Here is a 26,595-nt window from a genome sequence, read left to right as displayed (position 1 = left end):
ATGAAAAAGATGATGTTTATTACGAACAGGCTGCCATTTCCCAATACGGACGGCAGAAAAAACCTGCTTCAGCAATACATTCAGCAAATCAAAGATATTTATCCCAAATGTCAGATCGTGAACTTGTCTTTTGTCGATGACAAGAAGTACCTGAAGGATCAGCCGGATGCGATTTCTCGCCTGGTAAGTCTGGAATTGCCGGGCATGGCCGAGAAGCTGTTCAATGTGCTCGTATATTCCTTGCTCCTGCAAAGGTGGCCGCTGCAAGTATCCGTTTATTACTCCCGGAGAACGCATAGGCTGATCAAAGAAAAGATCGAGGAAGAGAAGCCGGAATTCATCTTTTACGATATGGTGCGCGTAGCGGAATACCGTTCGGACGGAATCGGACAAAAGGTGCTCAGCTACGATGATCTGCTGTCATTGCGCTATGAACGGCAGCTGAAATGGTTTCAGTACATTCCATCCGTGTTCGGCGGTTTTTCGGACAAGCTTCCATCCGGCATCAAGCGGTTTGCAAATTTGAAGTTCATTCAAAAATGGCTTATCGCTTTCGAAAGCAAGCTGCTGCACAAGTACGAGAAAAGCGCAGCCCGCAATTTCGAACACCTTATCTTTACTTCTCCCAAAGAAGCGGAGAGCTTCCGGCAAATTGTCAGCCATGACTCTTGTCTCGGCATCCCGATGAGATTCGACCCGGACAAGAAAATGACGGGGAATCCCCGGCCGTATGACAGGAATAAGCTCGTCTTTGTAGGGAAAATGGACATCCCTCACAATAGCTCCGCGGTCGTATTTTTCTGTGAGAAGATATGGCCCGGCATCAAGCGGAAGGCACCGGATGCAAAGTTCTATATCATCGGTAAAAGCCCGACTGCAGAAGTGCTTAAGCTGCAGGAGACCTATCCTGGCATTATCGTAACCGGCGAAGTGGATAACGTTAAGCGGATCGTGAGCGATGCCGCTTTAATGATCGCTCCGCTGCTATTTGGCACAGGAATTAAGACGAAGATCGTCGAGGCGATGTCTTGGGGAGTTCCGGTCGTAACCAATCCGATCGGCAGCGAAGGCATCAACGCGATCAATCATGAGGATCTGTTCGTCTGTGAAACGGATGAGGAGATGGTGCAAAACGTACTCCTATTATTGAACAACGAAGAGATAAACGAAAAAGTTTCGCGCAATTCGATCCGTTACGTGACCCATCATTTCAGCAGCTCCGTGACCCGTAAAAATCTGGAGTTGATTCTGTCGTAGGGCAATTGCGCAAAGAGCAGGTGTTGGTTATTCGAAATCTTGTAATTGCGCTGTTTATGTTATCCCTGATGCTCCTGACGTATGACAGCTTGCCCTATATCCAGTTCTCCGTCTATCGGCCGATATCTATGTTTCCGATGTTCCTTGCATCCGTCTTGCTTCTGTTTACCGATTTCAGGTTCAAGAAGGGTGATGTTTTCTTTCTCCTCTTCGTGATGTACAGCATCGGGCATTCCTTAATCGTTGGAATAAACAACGGTGATATCGGCAGCAGCGCGTCGCATATTATCACGCTTCTGTTCGGTCTGTCCATGTATCGGGTATCGGTCTATGTCACTCAGCAAGCGAAAGAAGATCCGGAGATTATAAAGCGCATCGCCAAAAGTATTGCGATAGCCTTTATTCCTCCGCTTATTGCCGGTTTTCTTCAGCTATTCGACGCATTTTTCATCCGAAGCGGATTTTCCGGAGCCTTTACCGGACTGTTCGCGGATAAAGTATATCTCCGGAGAATTCAAATGCTGTCGGGCGAGCCTTCATGGGCGGCGATTCATATGCTGAGCGGCGGGTTAATTATGTTCTTCCTGTTTAAGCAGGGATTCCGTAAGCAGCTGTATCTGCTTATCGCTACGATGCTGCTTATGGTGCTTTCCTTCTCCGCATACGCATATACCGTGCTGCTGGTCGCGTTGGTTATTTATGTGCTGATAACGAACAAGAACAGGGGACGGATGCTGGTCGTTCTGGTCGCCTGCGCCCTTGTCGTTGTCGTAGGCGTGCCTTATCTGATCGAAACGTTCAAGGTAACCGGCTATTTTACGGACCGTTTTCAGTTTAATTTCAAACAATTAATAAATAATGACAATTCTTTTTTTATTAGGCTGGTGTTTCCGGCCATCGGTTTTTTGGAATTTGCCAGATATCCGATTTTTGGGTTAGGCGGCGGTTTTTATTATACGGAATTTGCCTCCCTTCTACAGCAGCATTTCAGCAATGGATTGAAATTCAGTGAAGTGTACGACCTGGTATTTAATAAACCCTATGCGGCAACGTCGAGAAATATGGTGTCGAAGGTGTTCGCTGAGGAAGGCCTTATAGGGGTTATCCTATTTGGAGGATTTCTGGTTTCGATTTTTCGCAGCTGCGGGGCAAATTCGTATTCGAAATTCGCTTTTGCGTTATGTATCTCGCTCGTCATGAATTTTGATTCTTATGCTTTTCTGGATTTCTGGTTGTTGTTCGGGTTCATCCGCGGGGGAGGGTTCGAAACGGAAGCCATACGTACCGGTATGCCTGTACGTGTGCCCGTTCGGGTTAAAGGTCAAACGCCGCCCGTTAGACCTATCTATAGCGAATGGAGACGAAAGGCATGAAAATCGTTATTGTAAATAGTTTGTACAGCCCGCATATTATCGGCGGTGCGGAAATATCGACGCAAATCTTAGCCGAAACGCTGGATACCGTCGCTGAAGTCCATGTGATTACGACAGGAGGACAAAAGAGAAACGCCGGCATAACGTCAGAGACGATTAACGGGGTTACGGTTCATCGTGTTCCTTACAACAATTTGTATTGGATCGGCGACGCCGAAAACCACGGCATGCTGAGTAAGGTAGCTCGCAGACTTGTCGATATTTATAATCCTCTGCAAATTGCGACTGTGACGAACCTGTTGAAGGAAATAAAACCTGATTTGGTTCATACTCAGAATTTGTCCGGTTTCGGAGCAGGGATATGGACAGCTTTCTTCAAAGCGGGCGTGCCGATCGTTCATACATTAAGAGATTACTCGCTTATCTCGCCTGTCAGTTCGCCAATATCCAATCCGCTGATGTCGGGGTTGTACAAGCTGACTTCTCTTGGATTCAGCAAACGGGTATCCGCGGTTGTAGGTATCTCTTCGCATATTTTAAACCGTCATACGGAATCGGGATTGTTTCCGAATGCTGAGAAACTGGTCATTCCGAACGCGGTGGAGGGCGACATCGTCGCGGGAGAGAAGGACTTCGAACGTCTACCGCTGCGCATCGGCTATTTCGGCAGAATCGAGCCGGAGAAGGGCGTCCGCGAACTCGTCGACGCCGTCCGTTCGATGCCGCAAGAGATGGTGGACCAGCTGTACGTATGCGGCGAAGGCAAGCTGAAGGAGGAGCTTTCGGAAGCGTGCCGGAATGACGGCCGCATCGTGTTCACCGGCAAAGTGAAGCCGGCTGAAGCGCGGGAGCTCATGGGCCAAGTAGACGTAACCGTTGTTCCCTCGATTTGGGAAGAGCCGTTCGGGCGGGTCATCATCGAATCCTATCAGGTCGGCACGCCCGTATACGCCTCTGCAGTAGGAGGAATTCCGGACGTTGTACTGAATCGCAGTCAATATCTGTTTGCACCGGGCAGTTCAGGAGCGATTCAAGATAAGTTAAAGGAATATTATTCCTGCTCGGCCGAAAAGAAAAGAACGATACAAAGTCAATGTCTGGAGCACAGCCGCAAGTTCACCAAACAATCGCTGCTTGAACAGCATACGGAATTATATGAATCGGTCATGCTTCAGGCAACCGGTACTGCAAAATCGGTGAACGCTTTTTCCAGGAAAAAAATAAAGGCCGATGTGGGAAGGTAGTCTATGGCACAGTTGGCAATCCGTAAATTATTAAATGGGAATGGTCTTGTTCATACGATTTTACGTACTAGCGCAACAAATTTTATGGTGATGATTATAACTACGCTGACCTCCATCGTAACAGCGAGAATGTTCGGCGTCGAAGGCAAAGGGGAATTTTCGGCGATTCTGTTCTGGCCGACCTTCCTGGTAGGGGTTGTTGGATTCGGACTTCCTACATCTCTTATTTATAACATTAAGCGACAAGCCGGCAAAGGAGCGGAATACATCAGGGCAGGCTTTCTTTTCCAACTCCTGGTGAGTATCCTTGTCGGCGTTATTTCATGGGTCTATCTCCCGGTTTGGCTGGGCAATTATTCTGCGGAGGTCATTCAGACCGCAAAGTGGTACACCGTGCTGACGCTGCCGCTGCTGCTTGCGGTCAATCTGATTACGGCGCTTGCGCAAAGCACGGACAACTTCAAAATCTATAACGGCGTGAGGTTGTTTGTTCCGCTTTTTAATTTGACGGGTATCATCGCACTCTTATGGGTCGGAGTGCTGAATATCCACGCCGCCTCATTCGTCTTCCTGATCACGACGCTGGTAGTCGTCATTTGGTCCTTGTTCCAACTGAGGGGCGAGCTGAAAATCAATTGGTTCAAACGTTTGGTTGACCGGGCAGCGGCCAAGTCGTTGTTCGGTTACGGAAGCAGGGTATTTGGCGTTGAACTGCTGGGAACCTTGTATTCGCAGTTTGACAAAATCATTATTTTGTCGCTGCTTACACCGCGGGATTTCGGTCTGTATAGCGTCGTTTATGCACTGTCCCGCGTATTCAATACGGTTCAGTTGGCTATCTCGAATGTCATCTTTCCGAAATTGACCGGGCTGGACAAGGACAAGATTATCTCAACGGTTGGCCGGGCTTTCCGATTGTCGCTTATCCTGATGACGATCGTGGTCGTACCGAGTGTATTCGTCGGCAGATTCCTGATGGGTATTCTATTCGGCGAGGAATTTCTGGAGGCCAGTACCTCTTTCTATCTGCTTTCGATAGAATGCATTCTCGGCGGCGGCTCATGGATTCTGGCAACTTCGTTCAACGCATTGGGTCGTCCCGGGCTCGTGCTGATCCGACAAGTAATAGCGCTTGCGATTACGATCGGACTATTCTTTGTTTTTACCCCTTTATACGGTCTGAACGGAATTGCTTTATCTTTATTAATCGGTGCGCTGGTGAGATTGCTGATCACGATTGCCGCGATGCGGGTCGTGTTTAAGGTGCGGTTTGCCGGTATGCTATTTGATAAAGACGATTTCCGCTTCTTGATCGGACGTCTGAGAGAAAAAAAGATCATTAAAAGAGCTGGAAGAGCAGGTGGAATGGATGAGTAACCCAACGGTTTACATGTGGCCGAAAGTTAGCGAATTTAACAAATACTCCGAATTGCTGACAAAGTCCATCGAAGATAACGGTCTGCAGGTGGAACATTACGATACCAAGAACACGCTTAAACCTGCAAAGGGAGACATCGTCCACATGCATTGGCCCAGTTACTCGTATCAGGCGTCCAATTTCCCCCTTACGATCATAAAGTCAATGTTATTTGCCGGACTTCTTTTGTTTTTGAAAGTACGGGGCGTACGGTTATTTTGGACCGTTCACAATATTTGGCCGCATGCGACGGGCAAAAATAAATGGGATTATAGGATGCGAAAGTTTATTTTATCCGTCTGCAACAAGGGATTCGTCATGAGTAAAACGGTAAAACAAGAAGTGATCGAAACGTTCGGGGTAAGCGCCGATAAGCTGATCGTCACGCCGCATGGCCATTACGTGGATGCCTATGTCGGCAACGGGACGGATATCCGTAAGCGATTTGGCATTCCGCCGGAACAGTTCCTGTTCTTATTTATCGGCAGAATCAACTCTTATAAAGGAATTGAAAAGCTGGTCGAAGCTTTTGTTTCGATGAAGCTGGAGTCGGCCGGACTGCTGATAGCGGGAAAAGTGGATGACGGTTATAAATTGGATTACATTGACCCGGTTAATGACGGCAGAATCAAAGTTTATCCTCATTTTGTAGATGATCACGAGCTTGTCGACTACTTGCGGGCGGGTAATGTGATGGTGCTGCCTTATAACCAGATTACGACTTCCGGAAGCGCGATTCTGGCCCTTTCTCATTATAAGCCGGTCGTTGCTCCTAATCTCGGTTCGCTCAGCGAATATGTTTCCGAAGGATGCGGAATCTTATACGACCCTGCCGACCCGGACGGGTTGCGCAAGGCGCTGGAGATGTCGGTCAATATGAATATGGACGAGGCAGAGAAGCACATTTCAAAAAAATTGGCAGAACTGGACTGGCAGGGAATAGCCGGAAAAATGATAAAAGTTTATACCGGCACAAAACGGTACGAGGTGAACGCATGAAAGCGACAGTAGCAATTTGCACCCATAACAGAGCTGAGGATGTGAGAGAAGCGCTTTTAAGTCTCTTACGGCAAAACTTTACGGATGCTTTTGAGGTTATTGTGGTTGACAATCGGTCCACCGACAATACCAAACAGGTTGTTCAAGAAGTCAATCAGATGACAAGCGTCCCTATTATTTATGTTTATGAAGAGAAGCTGGGGCTCTCCGTAGCCCGGAATCGTGCGATTCGCGAAGCGAAGGGCGAGTATATATTGTTCTTGGACGATGATGCCATAGCTTCCAGGGAATGGATCGGCGGAATTGTCTCCTTATTCGAGACCGATCCCCGGATCGGCTGCGTCGGAGGCAAAATCGAACCGGCATGGGAAGGGGCGGAGCCGACTTGGCTTTTACCGGAAAACCGGACGCTCTATACCATTTTGGATTATTCCCATGAAATTGTAGAAATGCAAAAGCCGGCCATACCGTTCGGAGCCAATGTAGCTTTCCGCAAATCCGTGTTCCATTCGCTTAAACCTTTTCGCGAGGATTTGGGCAGAGTGGGAAGCAACCTGCTCTCAAGCGAGGAAGCCGAGCTCATTGACCGGATCCGCAGCCGCTATACCGTCTACTACACGCCGCATGCCTGGGTGCGGCACAAAATTCCAAGCAGCAGGGTTAGCAGAAAATGGCTGCTGCGCAGGATTTATTGGCAGGGAGTGAGCAGCGCGGTCAGCTCGGAGCGGAAAACGGGCATTATCGTCAAATCCGTCCTGAAGGTTCCGGTGTTTCTGCTGCTCACGATCATTTTTTTCTTCGATAAGAATCGGATATTCCGCAATGTTAGCAAAATTATATACAATAACGGCTTAATCAGCGGTGTATTGCGAACCTATAACTAGATTAAGAGGTAAAGGAGAAAATTGGTGAAGTGGTTAACAAACGTGAAGAGAAGAAATCAGACACTGTTTTATCTGTTATTGATTTTAAGTTTACTTATAATCCTTATGCCGATACACGGTTTTGCTACTTCTGCTGAAATCGTGGTCGATGATCTTAAGGATTGGAGTCACGTATACAAACGTTCGGAGACGCTTTCTCTACAAGAATATCCTGATGCCGATGATCCCACCCGGGTGATCCGAAGCCATGCGCCTAAGGAATATATGACCTACCGGACGAACGGTCCTCTCAGGACTTTTTCTTTGTACACGTACTATCGCGCGAACAGCGGACCGTATGATCACCCGAAGTTTTATGTCTCCTCCGATGGTTTGAATTACGAGGAAGCGACTCCGCAAATTTTCAATGACGGGGATAACATAAATTTCGTCGTGTATGAACTGCGAGGCTTTAGCGGGGATGCAAAATATTTGAAGATAGAATTCACCGGCAGTGAAATCGCTAAATCGCCTGTAATCGGGAAAGCCGTACTGAACGGTTCATTGGGCGTAAGTTCCAACCTGCCTTCGGGGTCCGTCCCTTACGGCAGTATGGTCATGTTGGAAAGGGTAACAGCCGGCGACACCGTCTATTACACCACGGACGGCAGCGATCCTAGAACTTCTCTTAGACGAAAGCTTTATACCTCACCGATTATAGTGTTGAACGAACTCGAATTAAAGGTTACCGCCGTGAGCCGTTCGGCTGACAGATCAGCGGCAAGCCGGGTTTCCAGCTACCATTATGTGCCGGAAGGTACTTTGGATAAGGCAGTCGGATTGAACGATCCGCTTGACAATTTCGAACTGATTGACAGCAAATCTAGTATTTATATTGCGAGTGATCATCCTTATTACTTCAGCAACGATTCGAACCGAATGGCTCGTACCACAGTGAATCCAGGGAACATCATTTATCATACGGATTACGATATTTCTTCCTTTACGTTCTACAGCTACTTTTTCACTGGAATTGCCATCGAGAAACATCGGATCTTTGTCTCGGAGAACGGAAAGGACTATACCGAAATAATTTCTGCTAAAGCTTATGCGGTAGGCCATCCGGTATCCAATTGGCAGAAGTACGCTTACGAGCATTCGTCACTGCCTGCGGGTACGAGGTATTTGAAAATCGAGCTGCACGGATCGAAGTCTTGGTCGCCCCAAGTTTCGAATGTCATGTTCAATCGAAGCACCTCTTCCGTGGCGGTTCAGTCAACCAGAAGCACCGAATCGCTGCAGGCTGTACTGTCTACGGCTTCGGGCGGAGCCAACATTTATTACCGTTTGAATAAGGGGCCCGTCTTCCTGCGCTATACCGAACCGCTCCAGCTCACGGGTTATAACTTGCTGGAAACCTATGCCGTCAAGGATGGTTTGGAGCCAAGTCCAATTCGTAAATATACGCTAAACGCAAGCAAACGAATTGAAGTGGACAGGTTCGGGCAGATGAAATCCGCTGTTTTTCCCGAGAAGGTGACAACCGAACAGCAGCTGGAAGCGGATGCCGCGGCAGACGCCTCCTATTACGGCGGTTTAACGCCGCCTACGAACCGGGACCGTTACGGCGGTCTGGCAGGCAGCGCGGTAAAATACGGGCTACAGAAAACGGGCTTTTTCTCCATACAGCAGATGGGAAGCCGCAAAGTGATGACAACGCCGGAAGGCAATCTCTTCTTCAGCCTGGGGGTGAACGGACTTACGGCCAATGAAACCTATACGATGGTAAAAGGCCGGGAGGAGCTGTTCGAATCGATTCCATCTATTCTGGAGGAATACAAGACGGCTTTCCTGGGAGGGGACGATAACTTCTCGTTCTACTTGGCGAACAAATACAGGAAGACAGGGGTAGTCCCAACCGAGCATGCGATCTATTCCGAAGCGGCCGAGCGCATCAAGAAATGGGGATTTAACAGCGCGGGAGGCTTTTCGCCTGAGAAATACGGCAAAGAGAACATGCCTTACGTGCGGATGCTTCCTCTGAGCAGCATGAATTGGGCTAAGATTGACGGGATTTCGATATTCGACATTTTTGCGCCGGATGCGGCAGCCAAGATTGATAAAGCGTTTGCCAATGCGGTCTTGCCGAACAAGGACGATCCGAATTTGATCGGTTATTTCATCGGCAACGAATACGATTTCCATAAGTTTTATTCCCATGTGCCGAAGCTGAAGGCAAGCGAAACGGCGATCAAAGCCCGTTTGGTTAAATTGCTGAGGGATAAATATCAGGACATAAACAAATTCAACAGCCATTGGCAAACAAGCTTCGAATCCTTCAGCGACATGAATGAAGCGGAGCTGCCAATCGAAACATCGCAGGCTTGGCGCGATATGAACCAATTTTTCACCTATTACCTGGATACGTTCTATGGAACGGTTTCACGGATCTACCGCAAATATGATCCGAATCATCTTCTTCTTGGAGACCGCTGGTTAACGACGCCTTTCCACAATGAGAAGATTCGGAGCTATATGGCGAGGGTGGAAGGGAAATACGTGGATGTCATCAGCATCAACTATTACATTTATAAGCTGGATGCCAATCTTCTGGAAGATGTGTACACGAAATCGGGCGGCAAACCGATTCTGATTAGCGAATTCGGTTACAGCGCGACGAAACAAGGATTGGAGTCTCTCATTCCTAATACAGCCGCGGACCAGTCGCAGAGGGGACTGCGTTACCGGAATTATGTGGAGGAGGCAGCCGGTCTGGACTATGTTGTGGGCGCTCATGTTTTCAATTATGTAGACCAGGCCGGTCTCGGCAGATATTGGGAAGGAATTTGGGGCGAACGCTATAACTCGGGTCTTGTGAATGTCGCCGACCGTCCATATAAAGAGTACCTGAAGGGAGTCATGGCGACCAACTACGATATCTACAAGCTGGTACTCGGAGAACGGACCAAATTTTATTACGATTTCAGCACGCAATAATCGCTTCTCGATTATCTCGCCGGCCATCTTCAAGGATGGAATTCCACCCCATGGAGGTGAAGGACATAGTGGATAAAAGAAAGAGAAGCCTTAACGAATATGTCAGATACGGATACCGCATTTTGCTCGGCCTGTTCTTTAGAATGAAGCTGGATCAGGGAGGCAGCATGCTTCGGGTCTGCGGGAGAGTCATCGTATCCAAAGCTAAAAATTCCAAATTAATTATCGGAAAAAACGTCATCCTGCATAAAGATATCGGCATTTATTTGGAATCGGGTAAAGCGAAGATCGAGATTGGCGATCACACCTTTATTAATCGAAGATCGGAAATCAGGTGCAAGGAGCAAGTAAAGATAGGGAGTCACTGCGCGATTTCCTGGGACGTATCCATCATAGACACGGATTATCATCAACTTATAGGTACCGAATCGACGAAGCCGGTCTTCATTGGAAATAAGGTTTGGATCGGCTGTAAATCGACGATTTTAAAGGGCATTACCATTGGCGACGGTGCCGTTGTAGCGGCGGGTTCGGTTGTAACGAAGGATGTGGCGCCCTGTACGCTTGTAGCGGGAGTACCGGCAAAGGAAGTTAAACGGAATGTCGAGTGGAGCCTCTAGAATGGCAGAGATGATAATAAATAACATAAAGGAGAGAGAGTTATCATGCAGAGTACCCCGAATATTCACCCTATGGATGTGCTGAAAAATAAGCTTGGCCAAATTTCGGATGTCATTCCGCCGGGCTCCAATATTTACTATATCGATATTCCCGTTCACAGCAACGGCGGCGACCTGCTCATTATGAAAGGCACGGAGGCGTTCTTCAAGGACTATAATATCCGCGTCCATGCACGCTACAGCGTGCTTGATTTTCCCGATTCGCTCATCATTCCGAAAGATCATATTATCGTACTGCATGGGGGAGGGAACTTCGGCGACCTGTATCCGGCGCATCAGAAGCTGCGAGAGAAAATCATTGCCAGCTATCCGCACCACCGGATCGTGATGCTCCCACAGACGATATTTTATAAGAAAGAGTCTGAATTCGACCGGACGGCACAAATATTCAATGGACATAAAGATATTCATCTCTATGTCCGCGACACGTTGTCCTACCGCGCTGCAACCGAGAAATTTCATAGATGCAGCGTATATTTATCGCCCGACATGGCCCATCAATTATGGCCGATCCGGCACAAGGACAGCCCGGACAAAGAACTGCTCTGCTTCTTCCGAACGGATATTGAAAAAACGGCCGAGCAGGAGAAACTCGAATCCGCGGGCCGCGGCGATTATTTGGACTGGGCCTCCTTGTACAACAGGGTGGAGCAGAAATCGATTAATCTCATTGTCAGAATGATTAAGAAAGGCGGCGCTCCACTTCCCATGCAGGCGATTTGGGGCAGGTACACCGATTATCTGGTAGATAAAGCAGTCAAGCGCTTCAGCGGTTACCGGAACGTGCAGACGTCAAGGCTTCATGGCCATATCTTGTCCTGCCTAATGGACAAGCCCAATACGCTCCTGGACAATTCTTACGGAAAGAACTCCAACTATTATCATACATGGACAAGCGGCATAGGGTCCGCCCAATTGATTGTGAAGAATGAAGGAAAAGCAGCAAATTCAGGCGCTTCGCAAATCAGTTAACTACTTTTATAGGAGGAGTTACCATGAAAATTGTTCTACTCTCGGGGGGTTCGGGCAAACGCCTGTGGCCGCTGTCGAACGATTCCCGTTCCAAGCAGTTCTTGAAGGTGCTCAGGAATTCGGAAGGGAAGCTTGAGTCGATGGTCCAGCGGGTTTGGGGGCAGATAGAGAGCGCCGGGCTTCGCGATCATGCATTAATCGCAACGAGCAAGCCGCAGGTTGAAATGATCTACAATCAGCTGGGAAGCGAGATTGATGTGATCGTCGAACCGGAAAGAAGGGACACGTATCCTGCGATCGCGCTTGCTGCCACCTATTTGTATTCGGTTGAAGGCGTCAGCCTGAATGAAACGGTCGTGGTCATGCCGGTCGACCCTTACGTTGAGGAGTCGTTCTTCCACAAGACCAAAGAACTGGACCAGGTCTTGAACGAATCGGGCGCGGATATGGCGCTGATGGGAGTAAAACCGACATATCCTTCGGAGAAATACGGATATATCGTTCCGCAAATCGGGACCACGCATGACGCGCCATATATGAATGTTCAAAGCTTCCGGGAGAAGCCCCGCGAAGAAGAAGCGGCGCTCATGATCGAGCAGGCAGCCCTTTGGAACTGCGGGGTTTTCGCATTCAAGCTGGATTTCATTATCAATATTCTGCTATCGCATGGGCTTCCGATCCAATACGACGAGATGGCGAAGCAGTACGACAAGCTTCCGAAGAACAGCTTCGACTATGAGGTGGTGGAGAAAGCCAATCATATCGTCGCGCTGCCATACGAAGGGGATTGGAAGGATCTTGGAACGTGGAATACGCTGACGGAGGAAATTGCGACCCCGCTGATCGGCAAAGGAATCATTACCGACAACTCATTAAATACGCATATTATCAACGAACTGGATATTCCGATTACGCTGCTTAATTTATCCAATGTCGTCGTCGCGGCGAGTCCGGATGGCATTCTCGTCTCGGACAAGGCTTCAAGCCCGATGATCAAGGAAGTCATGAAGCACGCGGATCAGCGTCCGATGTACGAGGAGAGACGTTGGGGCCGTTACCGGGTGCTCGATTACTTGAAATATCCGGACGGGAAAGAAGTGCTGACCAAACGGATATGCATAGGAACGGGTCAAAATTTAAGCTATCAATACCATCTGCTCAGAGATGAGGTATGGACCGTCGTTTCCGGCAACGGGGAGATGATTCTGAACGATAAGCGGTTTCCGGTAAAGGCCGGAGATGTACTCGTTATATCGAAACAGAGCAAGCACAGTTTGCGGGCGGAGACGGAAATGGACATCATCGAGGTGCAAACCGGGTCGGAGCTTATTGAAGAAGATATCGTCCGGCTAGCCTTCGATTGGAACGAAATTATGGAATTATGTACCGTATAAGTGACGGGATTTCAATATAGGGAGTGATGAGAGATGAACATTACGGTCATTGGCACCGGCTATGTCGGGCTCGTATCGGGAGTCTGTTACGCGGAGCTGGGGAATAAAGTCATCTGTGTCGACAAGGATCTTGGGAAGATCGAGATGCTGCAGGCTGGCGAGATTCCCATCTATGAGCCAGGGCTGAAGGAATTGGCAGAGAAGAACCGTTCCGCCGGAAAACTCGATTTCACAACCGATCTGACCGAAGCGGTTCGTCAATCGGACATTATCATTCTGGCTGTCGGAACGCCTCCGATGCCAAGCGGCGAGGCGAATATGGCCTATATCAATCAAGCCGCCCTCGATATCGCCGAAGCGATGAACGGCTATAAAATCATCGCTATAAAAAGCACGGTGCCGGTCGGCACGAACGAAAGGATCCGGGAGCTGATCACAACCCGCACATCCGAGCCGTTCGACAGCATTTCACTGCCGGAATTTCTGCGCGAAGGTTCCGCCGTCAAGGATACGCTGAATCCGGACAGGATCGTCATTGGCGCCGATTCCGGGAGCGCAGCCGATACGATGGCAGAGCTGCATCGGCCGCTGACGGAACAAATTATCGTGACGGACATCCGCAGCGCGGAAATGATTAAATATGCGTCCAATGCTTTCCTCGCTACGAAAATTTCGTTCATCAACGAGATTGCGAACATTTGCGAGAAGGTAGGAGCGGACGTGACGAAGGTTGCGGAAGGGATGGGCTACGATAAGCGGATTGGACAGTCGTTCCTTAGAGCCGGAATCGGCTATGGAGGCTCCTGTTTTCCGAAGGATACCAGAGCCCTTATCCAAATCGCCGGTAACGTCGATTACGAGTTCAAGCTGCTGCGATCGGTTGTGGAAGTGAATCAAGATCAACGGTTTAATGTGATCCGCAAGCTGGAGACGATCTTTAACGGCCAGTTGCGAGGGAAGACAGTCGCGTTATGGGGATTGGCCTTTAAGCCGAATACCGATGATGTCCGCGATTCACCCGCACTGGAAATCATTCAATATTTGGTAGAGAGCGGCGTGAAGGTGAAAGCTTACGATCCAATTGCAATGGAAAACTTCAAGGCCTTATACGGCAAGGAAGGCGTCACTTGGTGCAATCAGGCGCTCGAAACGGCTCAAGACTCGGATGCGCTTTGTTTACTGACGGAATGGGATGAATTCGCGGAAGTGGATTTGAATCTGCTGCAATCCGTCATGAAGCAGGCCATTCTGATCGACGGACGCAATGTGTTTAAAGAGGAAGATTTGCTCGGGACCGCATTCGTTTATTATTCCGTCGGCCGACCGAGCTTGAATCAAGGCGTTAAACAGCAAATTCCTGTTTTGCAATTGTAATTCTAACGATAGTGGGGTTCTGGCATGATTAAAGCGGCGAAAATGGATTTAAGCGATATTTCGAATGAATTATCATTTATGTTGTTCATTCTGCGCGACGTTCAAGAGTTGGATGAGAAGAGAATACGAGAATACACTTCAAATATGAAGTGGGATTCGTTTTTACAATTAACCTTGCATCATCGTGTTTATCCGATCGTTTACTTGAAACTAAATCAAATCCGTTCATCCTTTATTCCTGCCGATATTATGGAGACACTCCGCTATCATTACAACTCCAATATCATCAAGATGATGCAGTTGACTAAAGAGATGAATAACATTTGCGTAAAATTATCGGACACCGGCATACGCACCATTCTGTTGAAAGGCCCCATTCTGGCGATTCAACTATACGGTGATATGTCGCATCGGACTTCCAAAGATCTGGATATTCTGATCGATGCAGATGATGTAGAACGGGCAGAGGAAGTCTTGATACAGCTTGGATATGAAGCAGAGGATAAACATTCATTAAATCATAATTGGAAAGAAAAGCTTCACCATATTTCCTTCCGGCATAACGAGTATTCCGTACAAGTTGAAATTCACTGGCGATTAAATCCTAACTCCAGTGATTCTCATTCGTTTGATCGACTGTGGAGACGCAGAAATAAAGTTCTTATATTGAATCAGGAATTTCATTGCTTAGGGAATGAAGACCTGCTCTACTATCTTTGCGATCACGGCGCCAGGCATGCCTGGTTTCGATTGCGCTGGTTAATGGATATCGATCGTTTAATGCCTAATATAGACAGCGGGAAAATGCATGATTATTTCAGAGAGTACGGCGGTCAATCATTCACGGGGCAAGCTTTCATATTAGCTTCCAATTTGCTTGATGCAAAGATTCCTTATTCTTTGCATCAACTGACGAATAATAAGAAGACTCTTCGGCTGGCGAAAACATCTTTGTTTTTTATCAAAAAGATAGTGAAATTAAACCCGGTACCTGAGAAAAGCGTCGTTTGGAAATATTTTCGATACACTCTATCCCTAATGACAGGCAGGCAGAGAGCGAGGTATCTTCTGAATCACCTGGAACCTAACGTGCAAGATATGTCGCTGCTGCCGCTATATAAACCATTACATTTTCTCTATTTCCCGCTCCGGCCGTTTCTATGGTTTTGGAGACATATTATCAATAATTAAAATTTATTTAGAAAAAAGCGACATAAAATGAATTTTCAAGTCGAATAGTATAAATAAATACAAGGATTATACGTCTTACTAAACGGGGTGTTTACTCTGAATGATTATCGAATATTTGGTTTGAACATTAGAAGCAAAATTGTTCTGCCTGAAGCATATGAAATACATGGAATTATTTCGGAATTTGATGTTGAAATTGAATTGAATCCGCCGCAGGAAGATGTCCAGGATCAATTTACAACGGGCAACTACCGCTTCGAAAACGGCCGATTTCTCTTTCATGTACCCGAAACGGCCTGTTACAGCATTACTTCCGGTGCCCGTATCTCGGTAACCCCATACCCGGGAGCGGATGAGGCGAAGATTCGGCTTTTCCTGCTCGGTACCTGTATGGGCGTACTGCTCATGCAGAGAGGGATTCTTCCCCTGCACGGGAGTGCAGTCGTCATTGACGGGAAGGTTTTCGCCATTGTCGGGGAATCGGGTGCAGGTAAATCGACTCTTGCCGCAGCGTTTGCACATGCAGGATATCCATTAATGACGGATGACGTAATCGCGGTCTCCTTATCCGATGATTCGGCAGCGGCTGCTGTCTATCCGTCCTATCCGCAGCAGAAGCTGTGGGAGGAGAGCATAGAACAGTTAGGATTGCTTTCTCACAACTATTCATCGATTTACCAAAGGGTTAACAAATACGCGGTGCCTATACGGTCCCAATTTTGCAGAGAGCCTCTCCCTCTCGCCGGGGTAGTTGAGCTTATCAAAGCATCAGAACCGGAACCGTCTATTAAGGCATACAACAGATTTGAAGGTCTTCATGTCTTAAACGTGCATACCTATCGAAGTTCCCTTCTTCATCTGTTGAACCTGCAGCAATGGCAATTTCAATCGATTGCCCGGCTTGCTTCCGAGCTCCCGGTGTACCAGCTCCGCCGCCCGGCAGACGGCTTCTCTGCCTTTAACTTAATGGATCGAGTCGTTGGTTTGGCCAATAAAAGGGAGGTTGTTAATTCATGAGCGCTGATATCCTTACCGCTAACGAACTTGTTGTACAATCGGATGGTTTCCTCGTAAGCGAAATGAACGGGGAGAAGGTCATGCTGAGCATCGAGAACGGAAAGTACTACAACTTAGGTCAGATCGGGGGGCGCGTGTGGGAACTGATTGCATCCCCTTCATCCATACAAGATATCGTGAATCAATTATTGACCGAGTATGAAATTGAGCCCGGAGCGTGTGAACAGCAAGTTCGCGCTTTCTTGCAGCAGCTTAAATCCGAAGGACTCATACAAGTTAGAAAGGAATAATGAACTTGTATAGGAGAGCGGCAAGAAAAGTTAAGAGATTTATAGCTTACCCCGCAGACTTGAAGCGGATGTACGCGGAGGCTTATTTTTACTTGGCTTGGGCCAGAGTGCTTAAGCTCCTTCCATTCGCAAAAGTAGCGCCTACCCTTGGCGAGCATATGAGGGAGACGCCATATACGAGCACGATGGAGCAGGATCTCGTCCATCGCAAGGTATCCAAGGCCGTTCATGCGATGAGCCGCATGACCTGGTGGGAAAGTCAGTGCTTGGTTAAGGCTGTCGCAGCTATGAAGATGCTTGAGCGCAGAGGGATCGCGAGTACGCTCTATCTAGGCAGCGGCAGGGATGAGACGGGGAAGATGATTGCTCATGCTTGGCTGCGCAGCGGATCGTACTACGTAACCGGCAATGAAAGATTGGAGCGGTTTGCAGTCGTTGCAGTATTCGGGAATCGCACGGAAGCTGCGGTTCTGTCGCCAATTGAGCGGTAATCCGCATTAGGGGTTTATCATATGAAGGATTTATTCTATTTTATACGAAAGATGCACCAGATCTCAGGATTCCGTCTGTACCTCAATATGTTTACTACATTCGTAATCAGCTGTCTGGACGGCATCGGAATCTATCTGATCGTTCCTATGCTTAGCATTATAGGCGTATTTCAAATGAATATGGATGAAGTGCCGCTAGTCTCCACCCTATTCGCATACATTGACTCATGGTCGATCGAGTTGAACTTGCCGGTCGTACTAGCGATATACGTAATGATCGTAGGGGGACAGGCACTGCTTCAGCGGAGCCAGATGGTGTTGAACTCCCGCATTCTGCAGACATTCGTCCGTTCTCTTCGGACGGAAACGTATCAGGGACTGCTTGGGGCGAAGTGGGAGTTCTTCCTCCGCAAGCGCAAGTCGGATTTCCATCATGTCATGGTTAACGAGCTTGGACGGGTCAGTTACGGCACTTCCCTCTTCCTGCAGATGGTCACAGCCATTATTTTTACGGTGATTCAAATCGGTCTAGCCTTCTGGCTGTCTCCGTTATTAACGGCCGTCGTGCTTATAAGCGGCGGAATGCTCGCTCTGTTCTCGCGCAAGTTTATTAAGAGGGCGGGACATATTGGCGATAAGACGTCGGAGCTGTCTCAGAGCTATTTTGCGGGAATAAGCGATCATTTCAACGGCATCAAGGACATTAAGAGCAACAGGCTGGAACGCTCTCATATCAAATGGTTCAACAACATGAGCAAGGAGCTGGAGAGCAACGTTATCCAATTAGTGCGAGTCAATTCTTTGTCGCAGTTCATCTACCGGATCTCATCCATTACGCTTGTTGCCGGATTCGTCTATTTGGCTTTAGAGGTCTTCCACACGCCGGCCGAGCAATTGATTCTGGTTGTTCTCATCTTCTCGCGGCTGTGGCCGAGGTTTATCGGGATTCAGTCGAATATCGAACAGCTGGCGGCCAATCTGCCCGCTTTCAAAGCCATGCGTAAGCTGCAGCAGGAATATGAGCAGGAGATGGAGCTCGCCTTGTCAGGCGCCTCGGACGGAGGAAAGCAATTCCAATTGCAGGACGGAATCGAATGCAGACAAGTCAATTACCGGTACGACCCTAAAGAGCCGGTATTCGCTCTGCGTGATATTAACGTCTATATTCCCGCGAATCGCATGACGGCTGTCGTGGGTATGTCCGGTGCGGGGAAAAGCACGCTGATTGATATGCTCATGGGGCTTATTCAGCCGGAGAGAGGGCAAGTGCTGATTGACGGCGTTACGCTGAGAGACGAGAAGCAGCTTCTCTCGCTGCGGAGCGCAATCGGCTATGTGGCCCAGGATCCCTTTCTCTTCAATGCGAGCATTCGGGATAACTTGAAGCTGGTAGACCCTAATGCCGGGGACGCCGAGCTGTGGAACGCTTTGAAATTCTCCGTATCCGATGAATTTGTACGCATGCTGCCGCAAGGCTTGGATACGGTCATCGGTGACCGGGGCATTCGGTTGTCCGGGGGAGAGCGGCAGCGGATTGTACTCGCGAGGGCCATATTGAAGCGTCCCTCCATTCTAGTGCTGGATGAAGCGACCAGCGCGCTGGACAGCGAGAATGAACGGCTGATTCAGGAGGCGCTTGACCGTCTTAAAGGAAGCATGACCATTATTGTCATTGCGCACCGATTGTCGACCATCCGCAATGCGGATCAGGTCATTGTCATTGAGCAGGGCGAAGTTATTCAGCAAGGCGGCTATAAACAGCTGTCTCAAGAGCCCAAAGGGAAGTTCAGACAACTGCTCAACTATCAAACAGGCGTCAACAGTTAGTTCCGACAACCCGACCGCTATCAAACAAAACCGGAAAGATTGGAGAAATAATGAGTGCGATAACCGGTGTAATTCATTTTAATAAAGAACCTGTAACCGTCGAAACGATCGAAAATATGATGCAAGCCTTGCAAAAATACCCTGCCGATGATGTGCGGGTGTGGCATGACCGTTTCGTATTTTTGGGTTGTCACGCGCAATGGATCACTCCTGAATCGACGAAAGAGCGGCTGCCCTATTACGACGAACAACACAAGCTGGCCATTACCGCAGACGCGATCATCGACAACAGGGAGGAATTGTTTAACCGGTTGCAGATTGAGCATTTCCGGCGGAAACAGATGACGGACAGCGAGCTGATTTTGTTGGCGTACCTTAAGTGGGGGAAGGAAGCACCGCAATATCTGATAGGAGACTTTGCATTCATCCTATGGGATGAGAGGAAACGCCTTCTTTTCGGAGCGCGTGATCTGTCGGGAAATCGAACGCTGTATTATTATCATCATTCAGGACAATTTGCTTTTTGTACGGTGATGAATCCGCTGTTTGCGATATCCGGTGTCAAGAAGCAACTGAATGAGTCCTGGTTAGCCGAGTTTCTCATGATCCCTGTCATTTTGGATACGATCGACGTTCACTCCACGGTTTATCATCATATCGAGCAAATTCCTCCCGGTCATTCGATTACGGTGGCGGACGGAAATCTTGCATTGGAGCAATATGGGACATTCATAACGCCTGGCGGGAAGCTTAAGCTTAAAACAAACGGCGAATACGAAGAAGCGTTTCGTGAAGTCTTTCAGGAAGCCGTTACATCGAAGCTCCGGACATACCGGAAAGTCGGTGCAAGCTTAAGCGGAGGGTTGGATTCGGGGGCTGTCGTAGGCTTTGCCGCAGACCCGCTGCGGAAGGAAGGGAAGACACTACATTCCTACAGTTATGTCCCGCCTTCTGATTTTGTGGATTGGACATCGAAAAGCAGGATGGCCGACGAGAGCCCTTATATCGAGGCCACGGTTCAACATGTAGGAAATATCGCGCACAACCATTTGGACTTCCCGGGTCGAAACTCATTTGAGGAAATGAATGACCTGCTCGGGTTGATGGAGGCGCCTTATAAGTTTTTTGAAAATTCATACTGGATCAAAGGAATTCTCGAGCAAGCGGAGAAGCACGGAGTCGGTGTTTTATTGAATGGAGGGAACGGGAATTACTCCATCTCGTGGGGACCGGCGATGGATTACTACGCTCAGCTTCTAAGAAAGCTGCGCTTGCTGCGTTTTTACCATGAACTGAAGCTCTATGGCAGAAATATGAGAATCGGGAGATCCCGCTTGCTGCCCGAAATCGGCAAAATGGCATTTCCATTTCTGGCTCCGTCTTTTTTTTCGAAGCCTCGGCCGGATATGCCGCTTTTAATCCATCCGGATTTAGCGGAACGAACCAACGTCTTCGATAAACTTAAAAACCATAATGTCGGATTGACGGAATCTTCAATGAACGAATTCGAGGCAAGAATCGATCAGTTCGAAAATTTATCGGTCTTAAACCATCAGGGGACCTCATCAACGAAATTATCGTTACGGTATGCCGTCAGGGAAAGGGATCCGACCAATGATCCGAGGGTGGTTCGTTTTTGCTTATCCGTGCCCGTAGAACAGTATGTCCAAAATGGTATAGACCGCTCCCTCATTCGCAGGTCGACCGAAAATTATTTGCCCGATGAAGTCCGGCTTAATCTTCGCGTTCGGGGGGTGCAGGGGGCGGACTGGATCCATCGCATGATTCCATCGTGGAGTGCTTTTACGGAAGAACTCCATCAGCTTTGTCGCGATTCGAAGGCTTCGTATTTTTTGAATGTGAAACAAATTAAAGAATCGCTTGCGATAATTGGAAACTCTCCCAAACCTGAATATGCCTTTGATCCGAATGCAAGATTATTAATGCAAAGCTTAATTGTTTACCGGTTTATACGGCAGTTTTCATAACGCCCCGCATGAAAGGAGGTGAAGCAAATGATAAAGGAAATGAAGAAAGAATGGCAGCCACTGACGTTGGAACTCCTTGATGTCAGCGCGACCATGGGTGGACCAAATGGAATCTATCCTGACAGAAACGGCAAAGGCAACAATAATGGTCACCCTCATGCTGAAGAATCCTAGGATGACTTGCCGCTAGTCCCGCTATTTTCATAGGCCCTTATCTTTTTAACGGATAAGGGCCCTTCTTAACGATAAAGAAAGGTATATGTTCACGGAATCTTTCTTTATCGTTAAGAGGGTATGGAAGAAATAGGTGTAATGAATTATAAATCAAGGGGGTGTGATTGCATGAGCGTTATTGCCGGTGTTATACAATTCGATAGGCCTCTGCATCCATCCGATGGTACTGCAGATTTCATGGAAGCCGTGCAGCATTTCCCCGGAAATGCCTTTGAGACATGGGAGGATCCATCGGCTCTTCTCGGCTGCCGGTCACAATGGATAACGCCGGAATCGGTTGATGAACGGCTTCCTTACCGGGATGAGCAATCCGGACTGGTGATAACGGCTGATGCAATCCTTGACAATCGCGGACAATTATTCGAGAAGCTTGGGATTGGCCGAGACAGAAGAAGCGGGATAACGGACAGTGAGCTCATTCTGCTGGCTTATCGCAAATGGGGGCCGGAGACGCCGCGGTATCTTATTGGGGATTTCGCCTTCGTTATATGGGATGCAGGCAGGGATTTGCTGTATGGAGCGAGAGATCTGCTCGGCAGCAGAACACTGTACTATCACCGCGGTTCGAATCGATTCTCGTTCTGCAGTGTAATCCATCCGCTATTCGCCCTAACGGGAATTGATAAGAGATTATGCGAAGAGAGATTTGCCGAATTTTTGGCGATACCGACGCTATTAGATGCCGTCGATGTCCATACGACTTATTATGCAGATGTTATGCAGCTGCCTCCGGCACACGCTTTTACTTTGCAAGAGGGTAAGCTAACGGTTACAACGTATGGCTCATTAATGCCGGAAGAGAGTCTATCCTTGGGCTCTGATGACGAATATGCGGAGGCCTTCCAGGAAATTTTTCAAGAATCGGTTCGCTCCAGATTGCGCACCTTCAAGCAGGTGGGAGTCACCCTGAGCGGGGGACTCGATTCCGGCTCGGTGTCTGGATTCGCGGCGAGGATGCTCGCAAAGGAAGGCAAGAGCTTACAAGCCTACAGCTATATTCCCGAGCGGGATTTCATCGATTGGACGCCCAGAAGCATGTTTGCGGATGAAAGTCCCTATATCCAGTCAATCGTTGATTATGTGGGAAATATGAAGGCTAACTTCTTGGATTTTCCTGGAATAAGTCCTTTTACCGAGATTGACGCATGGACGGACCGTTTAGAAGGGCCTTATAAAAATTTCGAAAATACATTCTGGGTTAAAGGCATTCATGAAGAAGCGGCGCGTCAAGGAGTAGGAGTGCTGCTCACAGGCGCCCGGGGGAATTACTCCGTATCCTGGGGCTCTGCCATCGGTTATTACGGCTTGCTGCTGAAGAAGCTCCAGTGGATTCAATTATACCGTGAGATTTCCATGTACGGCAGACGGCTGGGGACCGGTCGGAAACGAATCGTCCGCGCCATAAGGCAGCAGGTTTTTCCGGAAAGGGCTTCCCCGTTTCAACCGGGAGTCCCCCCGATCATTCAAGCTGATTTTGCAAGGAGCACCGGGATATTCGAGAAGCTGTCGCAATATGATGTCGGCTTGCGGGAGTCAACGTATCAAATGCTGAGGGAACGCGAGGATTATTTCAGCAATCAGGCGGTATTAAGCATGCAGGGCACGATTTCGGCGAAGTCCTCCTACCGGCTGGGAATATGGGAACGGGATGCAACCAGCGATGTACGCTTGATTAAATTTTGTTTGTCGATCCCGGTGGAGCAATATGTGAAGGATGGTTACGGGCGTTCTCTTATCCGAAGAGCAACTAAAGATATTTTGCCGGACAAGGTTCGATTGAATCAGCGGACGCGAGGCGTTCAAGGGATGGATTGGGTACACCGGATTATACCGCGGTGGCCGTCTATCAGAGAAGAGCTACGAACACTGTGCAAGGATGAGCAGGCTTCCCGCTACTTGAATCTGATGCAAGTGAAGGAATCGATGGACATGGCAGGTTCGGCCATAAAACCGGAGCAGGCTGACGATCCTCACTTAAAGCTGCTTATGCGCAGCTTGATTGCCTATCGTTTTCTCAAACGCATGAAGTAGGGAAACGGCACTTGAAAGGAGGTGAAATAAATGGAGAAAAAAGAATGGACGGCTCTTTCTCTGGAAGTGATGGAAGTATCCGAAACTATGGCTGGTTTTGGTGTTTCGAAAATCGACTTTACTTATGTTGACGGCAAGCTCGTAGACCTCGATGTTTATGATTCCTAGGATTCTTCGGCCCTAAAGCCGGAGCAGACTGTAGGCCTCGCTTAAATATACTTATATACTGCTAGATAGCCTATCGGTTTCTTCAGGCGGCAGAAATCGGAATATGAATTGCACTTGAAAGGAGGTGGAATAACATGGAGAAAAAACAATGGACGGCACTTTCCCTGGAAGTGATGAACGTATCCGAGACGATGGCAGGCTTTGGCGTATCGAAAATGGACTTTACTTACGTTGACGGCAAGCTCGTAGACCTCGACGTGTACGATTCCTAGGATTTATCGCATTTAGCTTCTACGTCAGAAAGCGCCGTAAAGGATCACAGCTTCGGCTGTGCCTTTACGGCGCTTTTTGCGTTCCGGTCAGTTCGACGAAATAAGGATATTATCGAAAACAGCGGTCTGATCGTACGTCCGCAAACCGATGTAGCCGCCGGTCAAGCTGGAGTCGCTAACGCTGATTTTTTCCACGCCGTCCACGTAAGCTTTAAATGAGCTTCCTTTCATCTCCAGCTTAAGCACATACCAAGTGCCTGGAGTTGCTATCATACTCGCTTCCCCGATGTTGGTCCAAATATTTCCTAGTTTTTTGTACAGTTGGACTTTATTCAGATCATAATTGAGGCGCAGGGTGTACTTGTTGGAGAAATCCGAATTTGCCCGGACAACCAAGCCGGTAGAAGCGTTGGCCGTATGGTTGTCATACGCTTTAAAGGCTACGGTTATGGTGGCGTCGGAGTAGGTCGAACCGATAACGGTTTCGGCAATTCCGGCTGCCGATTGTTTCAACACTTTATTAACGATGGGAATGCTGTCGTGACTTACGTCTTCGCCCAAGGACCAACTGCCACTCAAAGGAGTCCAGCTGCCGGAACTATTATTTTGGAAGCTGTCACCAAAACTTTGCGGTTCAAACATGACCGCATCGGCCCTGAAGTTGGAACCGCCTCCAACGGTCGTCAACTTCACGTATTCTTCCGGTCCGCCAGCGAAATACACCGTATCGATCAGTCGCCACCGGCCGCCCGCTATGGTCGTCTGGTTGATGGATAACGTGTTCGTCACGCCATTGTGATAGACCGAATATTGGGCATACTTCGTTGAACCTTGATGGTACGGATACCTCACATACACATTGTAGTATCCCGGCGTCTTCAGGTTCGGTCTCCACGTAGCCGTACTTCCAACGGTACTGCTGTAACGGGAACTGCCGCCGTAGCTGCCGCCAAGCGAACTGGTCCCCCATGTTCCGGTCTCGGTATAGCCGCTGCTTTCTTGATCGACAATGGTCCCGTTTTTCGCCGTTACCGGACCGATGATGTTGGAATACGGAGAATAGGAACCGTGCCTGTTTTTCGCTTTTACCCTATAGTAATAGCTGTTGCCGTCCTCAGCGGATGCATCGTCGAAAATCGGTGCGGTAAACGTATGATGACGCGGTACGGTAACATCGTCCGTCACATCGCTGCCAACTGCTGTCCATGGACCGGAAGAACTTGTCGAACGTTCAATGTCATAAGCGCTTGCCCCCGAGACGCCCATCCAGGAGAGGGTATGCACGGAATCGACAGGGAACATGACAGGCGCTTCCGGCGTCGGCCAATGAGGAACGGCCGAGCCTTTCATCGAGTAGGCATACATGCGCAGCAAGTCGATGGTGGCCGATTCGTTCGCCCAATCGCCGGACGAGAAGCCGGGATAGCGCAAATAGGACCACGCGCCGACCGGAGGCCAATGCCATCCGCCCATCTTGTGATGATGCATGCTGCCCCAGAACATGGCGCCTGACGTTCCATTGTTCTGAACGATGTCCAAGAGCTGTTCGGTTTCCGTGGGGGAGTAGTCGCCGAATTCGCCGATAATCAAAGCTTTTTTTCCTTTGGTTTTGTCTCTCCACTCCATGAGTTTTGCAACCATATCGACATTGTGGTATTTGTAAATGTGCGGAACAATCATATCGATATGATTGTCATTCAGCGCATTGGTCCTTATCCCCTGTGCACGAACATATCCTCCGTCGGCTAGAAGGTGGTTGGAATCAAGACTCTTTACATACGCAGCCATCTCGCTTACCCAACTATCCGTCGAGGGAAGCTCGTTTCCCAACTGCCATGCCAGAATGGCTTTATCGTTTTTGTACTGCACGCCCGTATACGTATTGGTCCGATTAATTACAAATTGAATGAAATGTTTGAAATCCTGCTTCAAGGCAGGATCGCTCCAAAAATCATTCGCCGTTTTCCCGCGGAAGGCAGCCCAATCGGCAATTCCTCCGATATAGTTGTACTTATCCACGAAAGGCACAATAAGCCGAATATTGTGCTGGTTTGCCAGTTGAACAATTTTATCAAGCAGTTTGAATGCGCTTTCATTATAATCGTTCGGCCCCATCACATGTCGGAAAGTTCCCGGGGAATCGCTGCTCATTTTCACTTCAAACGGATACAAGCGAATGACGTTCATCCCTGAGCTGCCGGCCGCGCGAATCGCATCCTCGATTTCTGACGGATCAGTCCATGCCCTGTTCAATAAAGGCTCGTTGGTTCCGATAAAACGAAACGTAGACGTCCCCTCCATCAAGGTATCTCCGCTGCGCGTAATATAGTCTGTGAATTCCGCTTGTGCACGAACCGGCCATAAATTGAAAAAAGAATCGTACGAAAGCAGCATAACGGCCAAGGTGACGAGTTTCAACCATTTGTTCATGCCATTATTCCTCCTTATTTGCACATGGCCATCCATTTGAACGACATCTTCAGAACTGGCTGCAAAATTGGGCGAATCCCCCTAGT

22 protein-coding genes are annotated in these 26,595 nt (G+C 48.5%); 21 read left to right on the top strand and 1 reads right to left on the bottom strand.

The window, feature by feature from the left end:
- From H581_RS0129880 to H581_RS38155, 21 genes are all read left to right on the top strand, one after another.
- On the top strand, positions 1–1,257 hold the full coding sequence (locus H581_RS0129880; protein WP_029192460.1) for a glycosyltransferase: 1,257 nt from the start codon (positions 1–3) through the stop codon (positions 1,255–1,257).
- A 23-nt stretch (positions 1,258–1,280) separates the two neighbouring features.
- Positions 1,281–2,630: an O-antigen ligase family protein gene (locus tag H581_RS35815; protein ID WP_156889722.1), complete on the top strand. Its 1,350-nt coding sequence runs from the start codon at positions 1,281–1,283 to the stop codon at positions 2,628–2,630.
- Positions 2,627–3,874 (top strand): glycosyltransferase family 4 protein, encoded by a 1,248-nt coding sequence (locus H581_RS35810; protein WP_051251461.1) that lies wholly within the window; start codon positions 2,627–2,629, stop codon positions 3,872–3,874. The genes H581_RS35815 and H581_RS35810 overlap by 4 nt, the downstream gene beginning before the upstream one ends.
- A 3-nt stretch (positions 3,875–3,877) precedes the next feature.
- A complete protein-coding gene (locus H581_RS0129865; RefSeq protein WP_029192459.1) occupies positions 3,878–5,251 on the top strand; it encodes a lipopolysaccharide biosynthesis protein in 1,374 nt (457 codons plus the stop codon).
- A complete protein-coding gene (locus H581_RS0129860; protein ID WP_036720512.1) occupies positions 5,244–6,290 on the top strand; it encodes a glycosyltransferase family 4 protein in 1,047 nt (348 codons plus the stop codon). Before H581_RS0129865 ends, H581_RS0129860 begins: the two co-directional genes overlap by 8 nt.
- Positions 6,287–7,174 carry a glycosyltransferase gene (locus H581_RS0129855; RefSeq protein ID WP_029192457.1) on the top strand — a complete coding sequence of 296 codons (888 nt, stop codon included), beginning with the start codon at positions 6,287–6,289 and terminating at the stop codon, positions 7,172–7,174. The genes H581_RS0129860 and H581_RS0129855 overlap by 4 nt, the downstream gene beginning before the upstream one ends.
- 24 nt (positions 7,175–7,198) lie before the next feature.
- The gene (locus H581_RS0129850) at positions 7,199–10,150 is read left to right on the top strand and encodes a chitobiase/beta-hexosaminidase C-terminal domain-containing protein (protein WP_051251460.1); all 2,952 of its coding nucleotides are present in this window, start codon (positions 7,199–7,201) and stop codon (positions 10,148–10,150) included.
- Between the two features lie 68 nt (positions 10,151–10,218).
- Entirely contained in the window at positions 10,219–10,770 is a 552-nt protein-coding gene (locus H581_RS39415; protein ID WP_281169584.1) for an acyltransferase, read from the top strand.
- 45 nt (positions 10,771–10,815) lie between these two features.
- Positions 10,816–11,802, top strand: coding sequence for a polysaccharide pyruvyl transferase family protein (locus tag H581_RS0129840; protein WP_029192454.1), 987 nt, complete (start codon positions 10,816–10,818; stop codon positions 11,800–11,802).
- 23 nt (positions 11,803–11,825) lie between these two features.
- Positions 11,826–13,196 carry a sugar phosphate nucleotidyltransferase gene (locus tag H581_RS0129835; protein ID WP_029192453.1) on the top strand — a complete coding sequence of 457 codons (1,371 nt, stop codon included), beginning with the start codon at positions 11,826–11,828 and terminating at the stop codon, positions 13,194–13,196.
- Positions 13,197–13,229: 33 nt separating this feature from the next.
- On the top strand, positions 13,230–14,570 hold the full coding sequence (locus H581_RS0129830) for a UDP-glucose dehydrogenase family protein (RefSeq protein ID WP_029192452.1): 1,341 nt from the start codon (positions 13,230–13,232) through the stop codon (positions 14,568–14,570).
- 24 nt (positions 14,571–14,594) lie between these two features.
- Positions 14,595–15,761, top strand: a complete 1,167-nt coding sequence (locus H581_RS0129825; RefSeq protein WP_029192451.1) for a nucleotidyltransferase domain-containing protein — start codon at positions 14,595–14,597, stop codon at positions 15,759–15,761.
- 120 nt (positions 15,762–15,881) lie between these two features.
- The gene (locus H581_RS0129820; RefSeq protein WP_156889720.1) at positions 15,882–16,778 is read left to right on the top strand and encodes a phosphoenolpyruvate carboxykinase (ATP); all 897 of its coding nucleotides are present in this window, start codon (positions 15,882–15,884) and stop codon (positions 16,776–16,778) included.
- Entirely contained in the window at positions 16,775–17,068 is a 294-nt protein-coding gene (locus H581_RS0129815; protein WP_029192449.1) for a lasso peptide biosynthesis PqqD family chaperone, read from the top strand. The genes H581_RS0129820 and H581_RS0129815 overlap by 4 nt, the downstream gene beginning before the upstream one ends.
- Entirely contained in the window at positions 17,068–17,559 is a 492-nt protein-coding gene (locus tag H581_RS0129810; protein ID WP_029192448.1) for a lasso peptide biosynthesis B2 protein, read from the top strand. The genes H581_RS0129815 and H581_RS0129810 overlap by 1 nt, the downstream gene beginning before the upstream one ends.
- A 21-nt stretch (positions 17,560–17,580) precedes the next feature.
- The gene (locus tag H581_RS0129805; RefSeq protein WP_029192447.1) at positions 17,581–19,386 is read left to right on the top strand and encodes an ABC transporter ATP-binding protein; all 1,806 of its coding nucleotides are present in this window, start codon (positions 17,581–17,583) and stop codon (positions 19,384–19,386) included.
- A 50-nt stretch (positions 19,387–19,436) separates the two neighbouring features.
- Positions 19,437–21,374, top strand: coding sequence for an asparagine synthase-related protein (locus tag H581_RS0129800; protein ID WP_029192446.1), 1,938 nt, complete (start codon positions 19,437–19,439; stop codon positions 21,372–21,374).
- A gap of 27 nt (positions 21,375–21,401) precedes the next feature.
- Positions 21,402–21,548, top strand: a complete 147-nt coding sequence (locus H581_RS38165) for a paeninodin family lasso peptide (protein ID WP_245600194.1) — start codon at positions 21,402–21,404, stop codon at positions 21,546–21,548.
- A 168-nt stretch (positions 21,549–21,716) separates the two neighbouring features.
- Positions 21,717–23,639 (top strand): asparagine synthase-related protein, encoded by a 1,923-nt coding sequence (locus H581_RS0129790; RefSeq protein WP_029192445.1) that lies wholly within the window; start codon positions 21,717–21,719, stop codon positions 23,637–23,639.
- A 30-nt stretch (positions 23,640–23,669) separates the two neighbouring features.
- A complete protein-coding gene (locus H581_RS38160; protein WP_156889719.1) occupies positions 23,670–23,807 on the top strand; it encodes a paeninodin family lasso peptide in 138 nt (45 codons plus the stop codon).
- 134 nt (positions 23,808–23,941) lie between these two features.
- Positions 23,942–24,079 (top strand): paeninodin family lasso peptide, encoded by a 138-nt coding sequence (locus tag H581_RS38155; protein WP_156889718.1) that lies wholly within the window; start codon positions 23,942–23,944, stop codon positions 24,077–24,079.
- Positions 24,080–24,166: 87 nt separating this feature from the next.
- On the opposite strand, the gene H581_RS0129775 is transcribed toward H581_RS38155, so the two are convergent.
- Entirely contained in the window at positions 24,167–26,509 is a 2,343-nt protein-coding gene (locus tag H581_RS0129775; RefSeq protein WP_029192444.1) for a golvesin C-terminal-like domain-containing protein, read from the bottom strand.
- Positions 26,510–26,595 lie beyond the last annotated feature (86 nt).

The sequence above is a fragment of the Paenibacillus harenae DSM 16969 genome, from assembly GCF_000422465.1.
Lineage (GTDB): Bacteria > Bacillota > Bacilli > Paenibacillales > Paenibacillaceae > Pristimantibacillus > Pristimantibacillus harenae.
Note: the sequence above shows the minus strand (reverse complement) of the source record. Positions and strands in the feature narration are given on the sequence as shown.

Bases quoted from the DNA above. Each gene is read 5' to 3' on its own strand.
- H581_RS0129815 (WP_029192449.1), top strand. From the start codon at position 16,775: ATGAGCGCTGATATCCTTACCGCTAACGAACTTGTTGTACAATCGGAT.
- H581_RS38165 (WP_245600194.1), top strand. From the start codon at position 21,402: ATGATAAAGGAAATGAAGAAAGAATGGCAGCCACTGACGTTGGAACTC.
- H581_RS35810 (WP_051251461.1), top strand. From the start codon at position 2,627: ATGAAAATCGTTATTGTAAATAGTTTGTACAGCCCGCATATTATCGGC.
- H581_RS0129830 (WP_029192452.1), top strand. From the start codon at position 13,230: ATGAACATTACGGTCATTGGCACCGGCTATGTCGGGCTCGTATCGGGA.
- H581_RS0129805 (WP_029192447.1), top strand. From the start codon at position 17,581: ATGAAGGATTTATTCTATTTTATACGAAAGATGCACCAGATCTCAGGA.
- H581_RS0129880 (WP_029192460.1), top strand. From the start codon at position 1: ATGAAAAAGATGATGTTTATTACGAACAGGCTGCCATTTCCCAATACG.
- H581_RS0129810 (WP_029192448.1), top strand. From the start codon at position 17,068: ATGAACTTGTATAGGAGAGCGGCAAGAAAAGTTAAGAGATTTATAGCT.
- H581_RS0129860 (WP_036720512.1), top strand. From the start codon at position 5,244: ATGAGTAACCCAACGGTTTACATGTGGCCGAAAGTTAGCGAATTTAAC.
- H581_RS0129825 (WP_029192451.1), top strand. From the start codon at position 14,595: ATGATTAAAGCGGCGAAAATGGATTTAAGCGATATTTCGAATGAATTA.
- H581_RS0129835 (WP_029192453.1), top strand. From the start codon at position 11,826: ATGAAAATTGTTCTACTCTCGGGGGGTTCGGGCAAACGCCTGTGGCCG.
- H581_RS0129775 (WP_029192444.1), bottom strand. From the start codon at position 26,509: ATGAACAAATGGTTGAAACTCGTCACCTTGGCCGTTATGCTGCTTTCG.
- H581_RS0129840 (WP_029192454.1), top strand. From the start codon at position 10,816: ATGCAGAGTACCCCGAATATTCACCCTATGGATGTGCTGAAAAATAAG.
- H581_RS38160 (WP_156889719.1), top strand. From the start codon at position 23,670: ATGGAGAAAAAAGAATGGACGGCTCTTTCTCTGGAAGTGATGGAAGTA.
- H581_RS38155 (WP_156889718.1), top strand. From the start codon at position 23,942: ATGGAGAAAAAACAATGGACGGCACTTTCCCTGGAAGTGATGAACGTA.
- H581_RS0129800 (WP_029192446.1), top strand. From the start codon at position 19,437: ATGAGTGCGATAACCGGTGTAATTCATTTTAATAAAGAACCTGTAACC.
- H581_RS0129865 (WP_029192459.1), top strand. From the start codon at position 3,878: ATGGCACAGTTGGCAATCCGTAAATTATTAAATGGGAATGGTCTTGTT.
- H581_RS0129790 (WP_029192445.1), top strand. From the start codon at position 21,717: ATGAGCGTTATTGCCGGTGTTATACAATTCGATAGGCCTCTGCATCCA.
- H581_RS0129855 (WP_029192457.1), top strand. From the start codon at position 6,287: ATGAAAGCGACAGTAGCAATTTGCACCCATAACAGAGCTGAGGATGTG.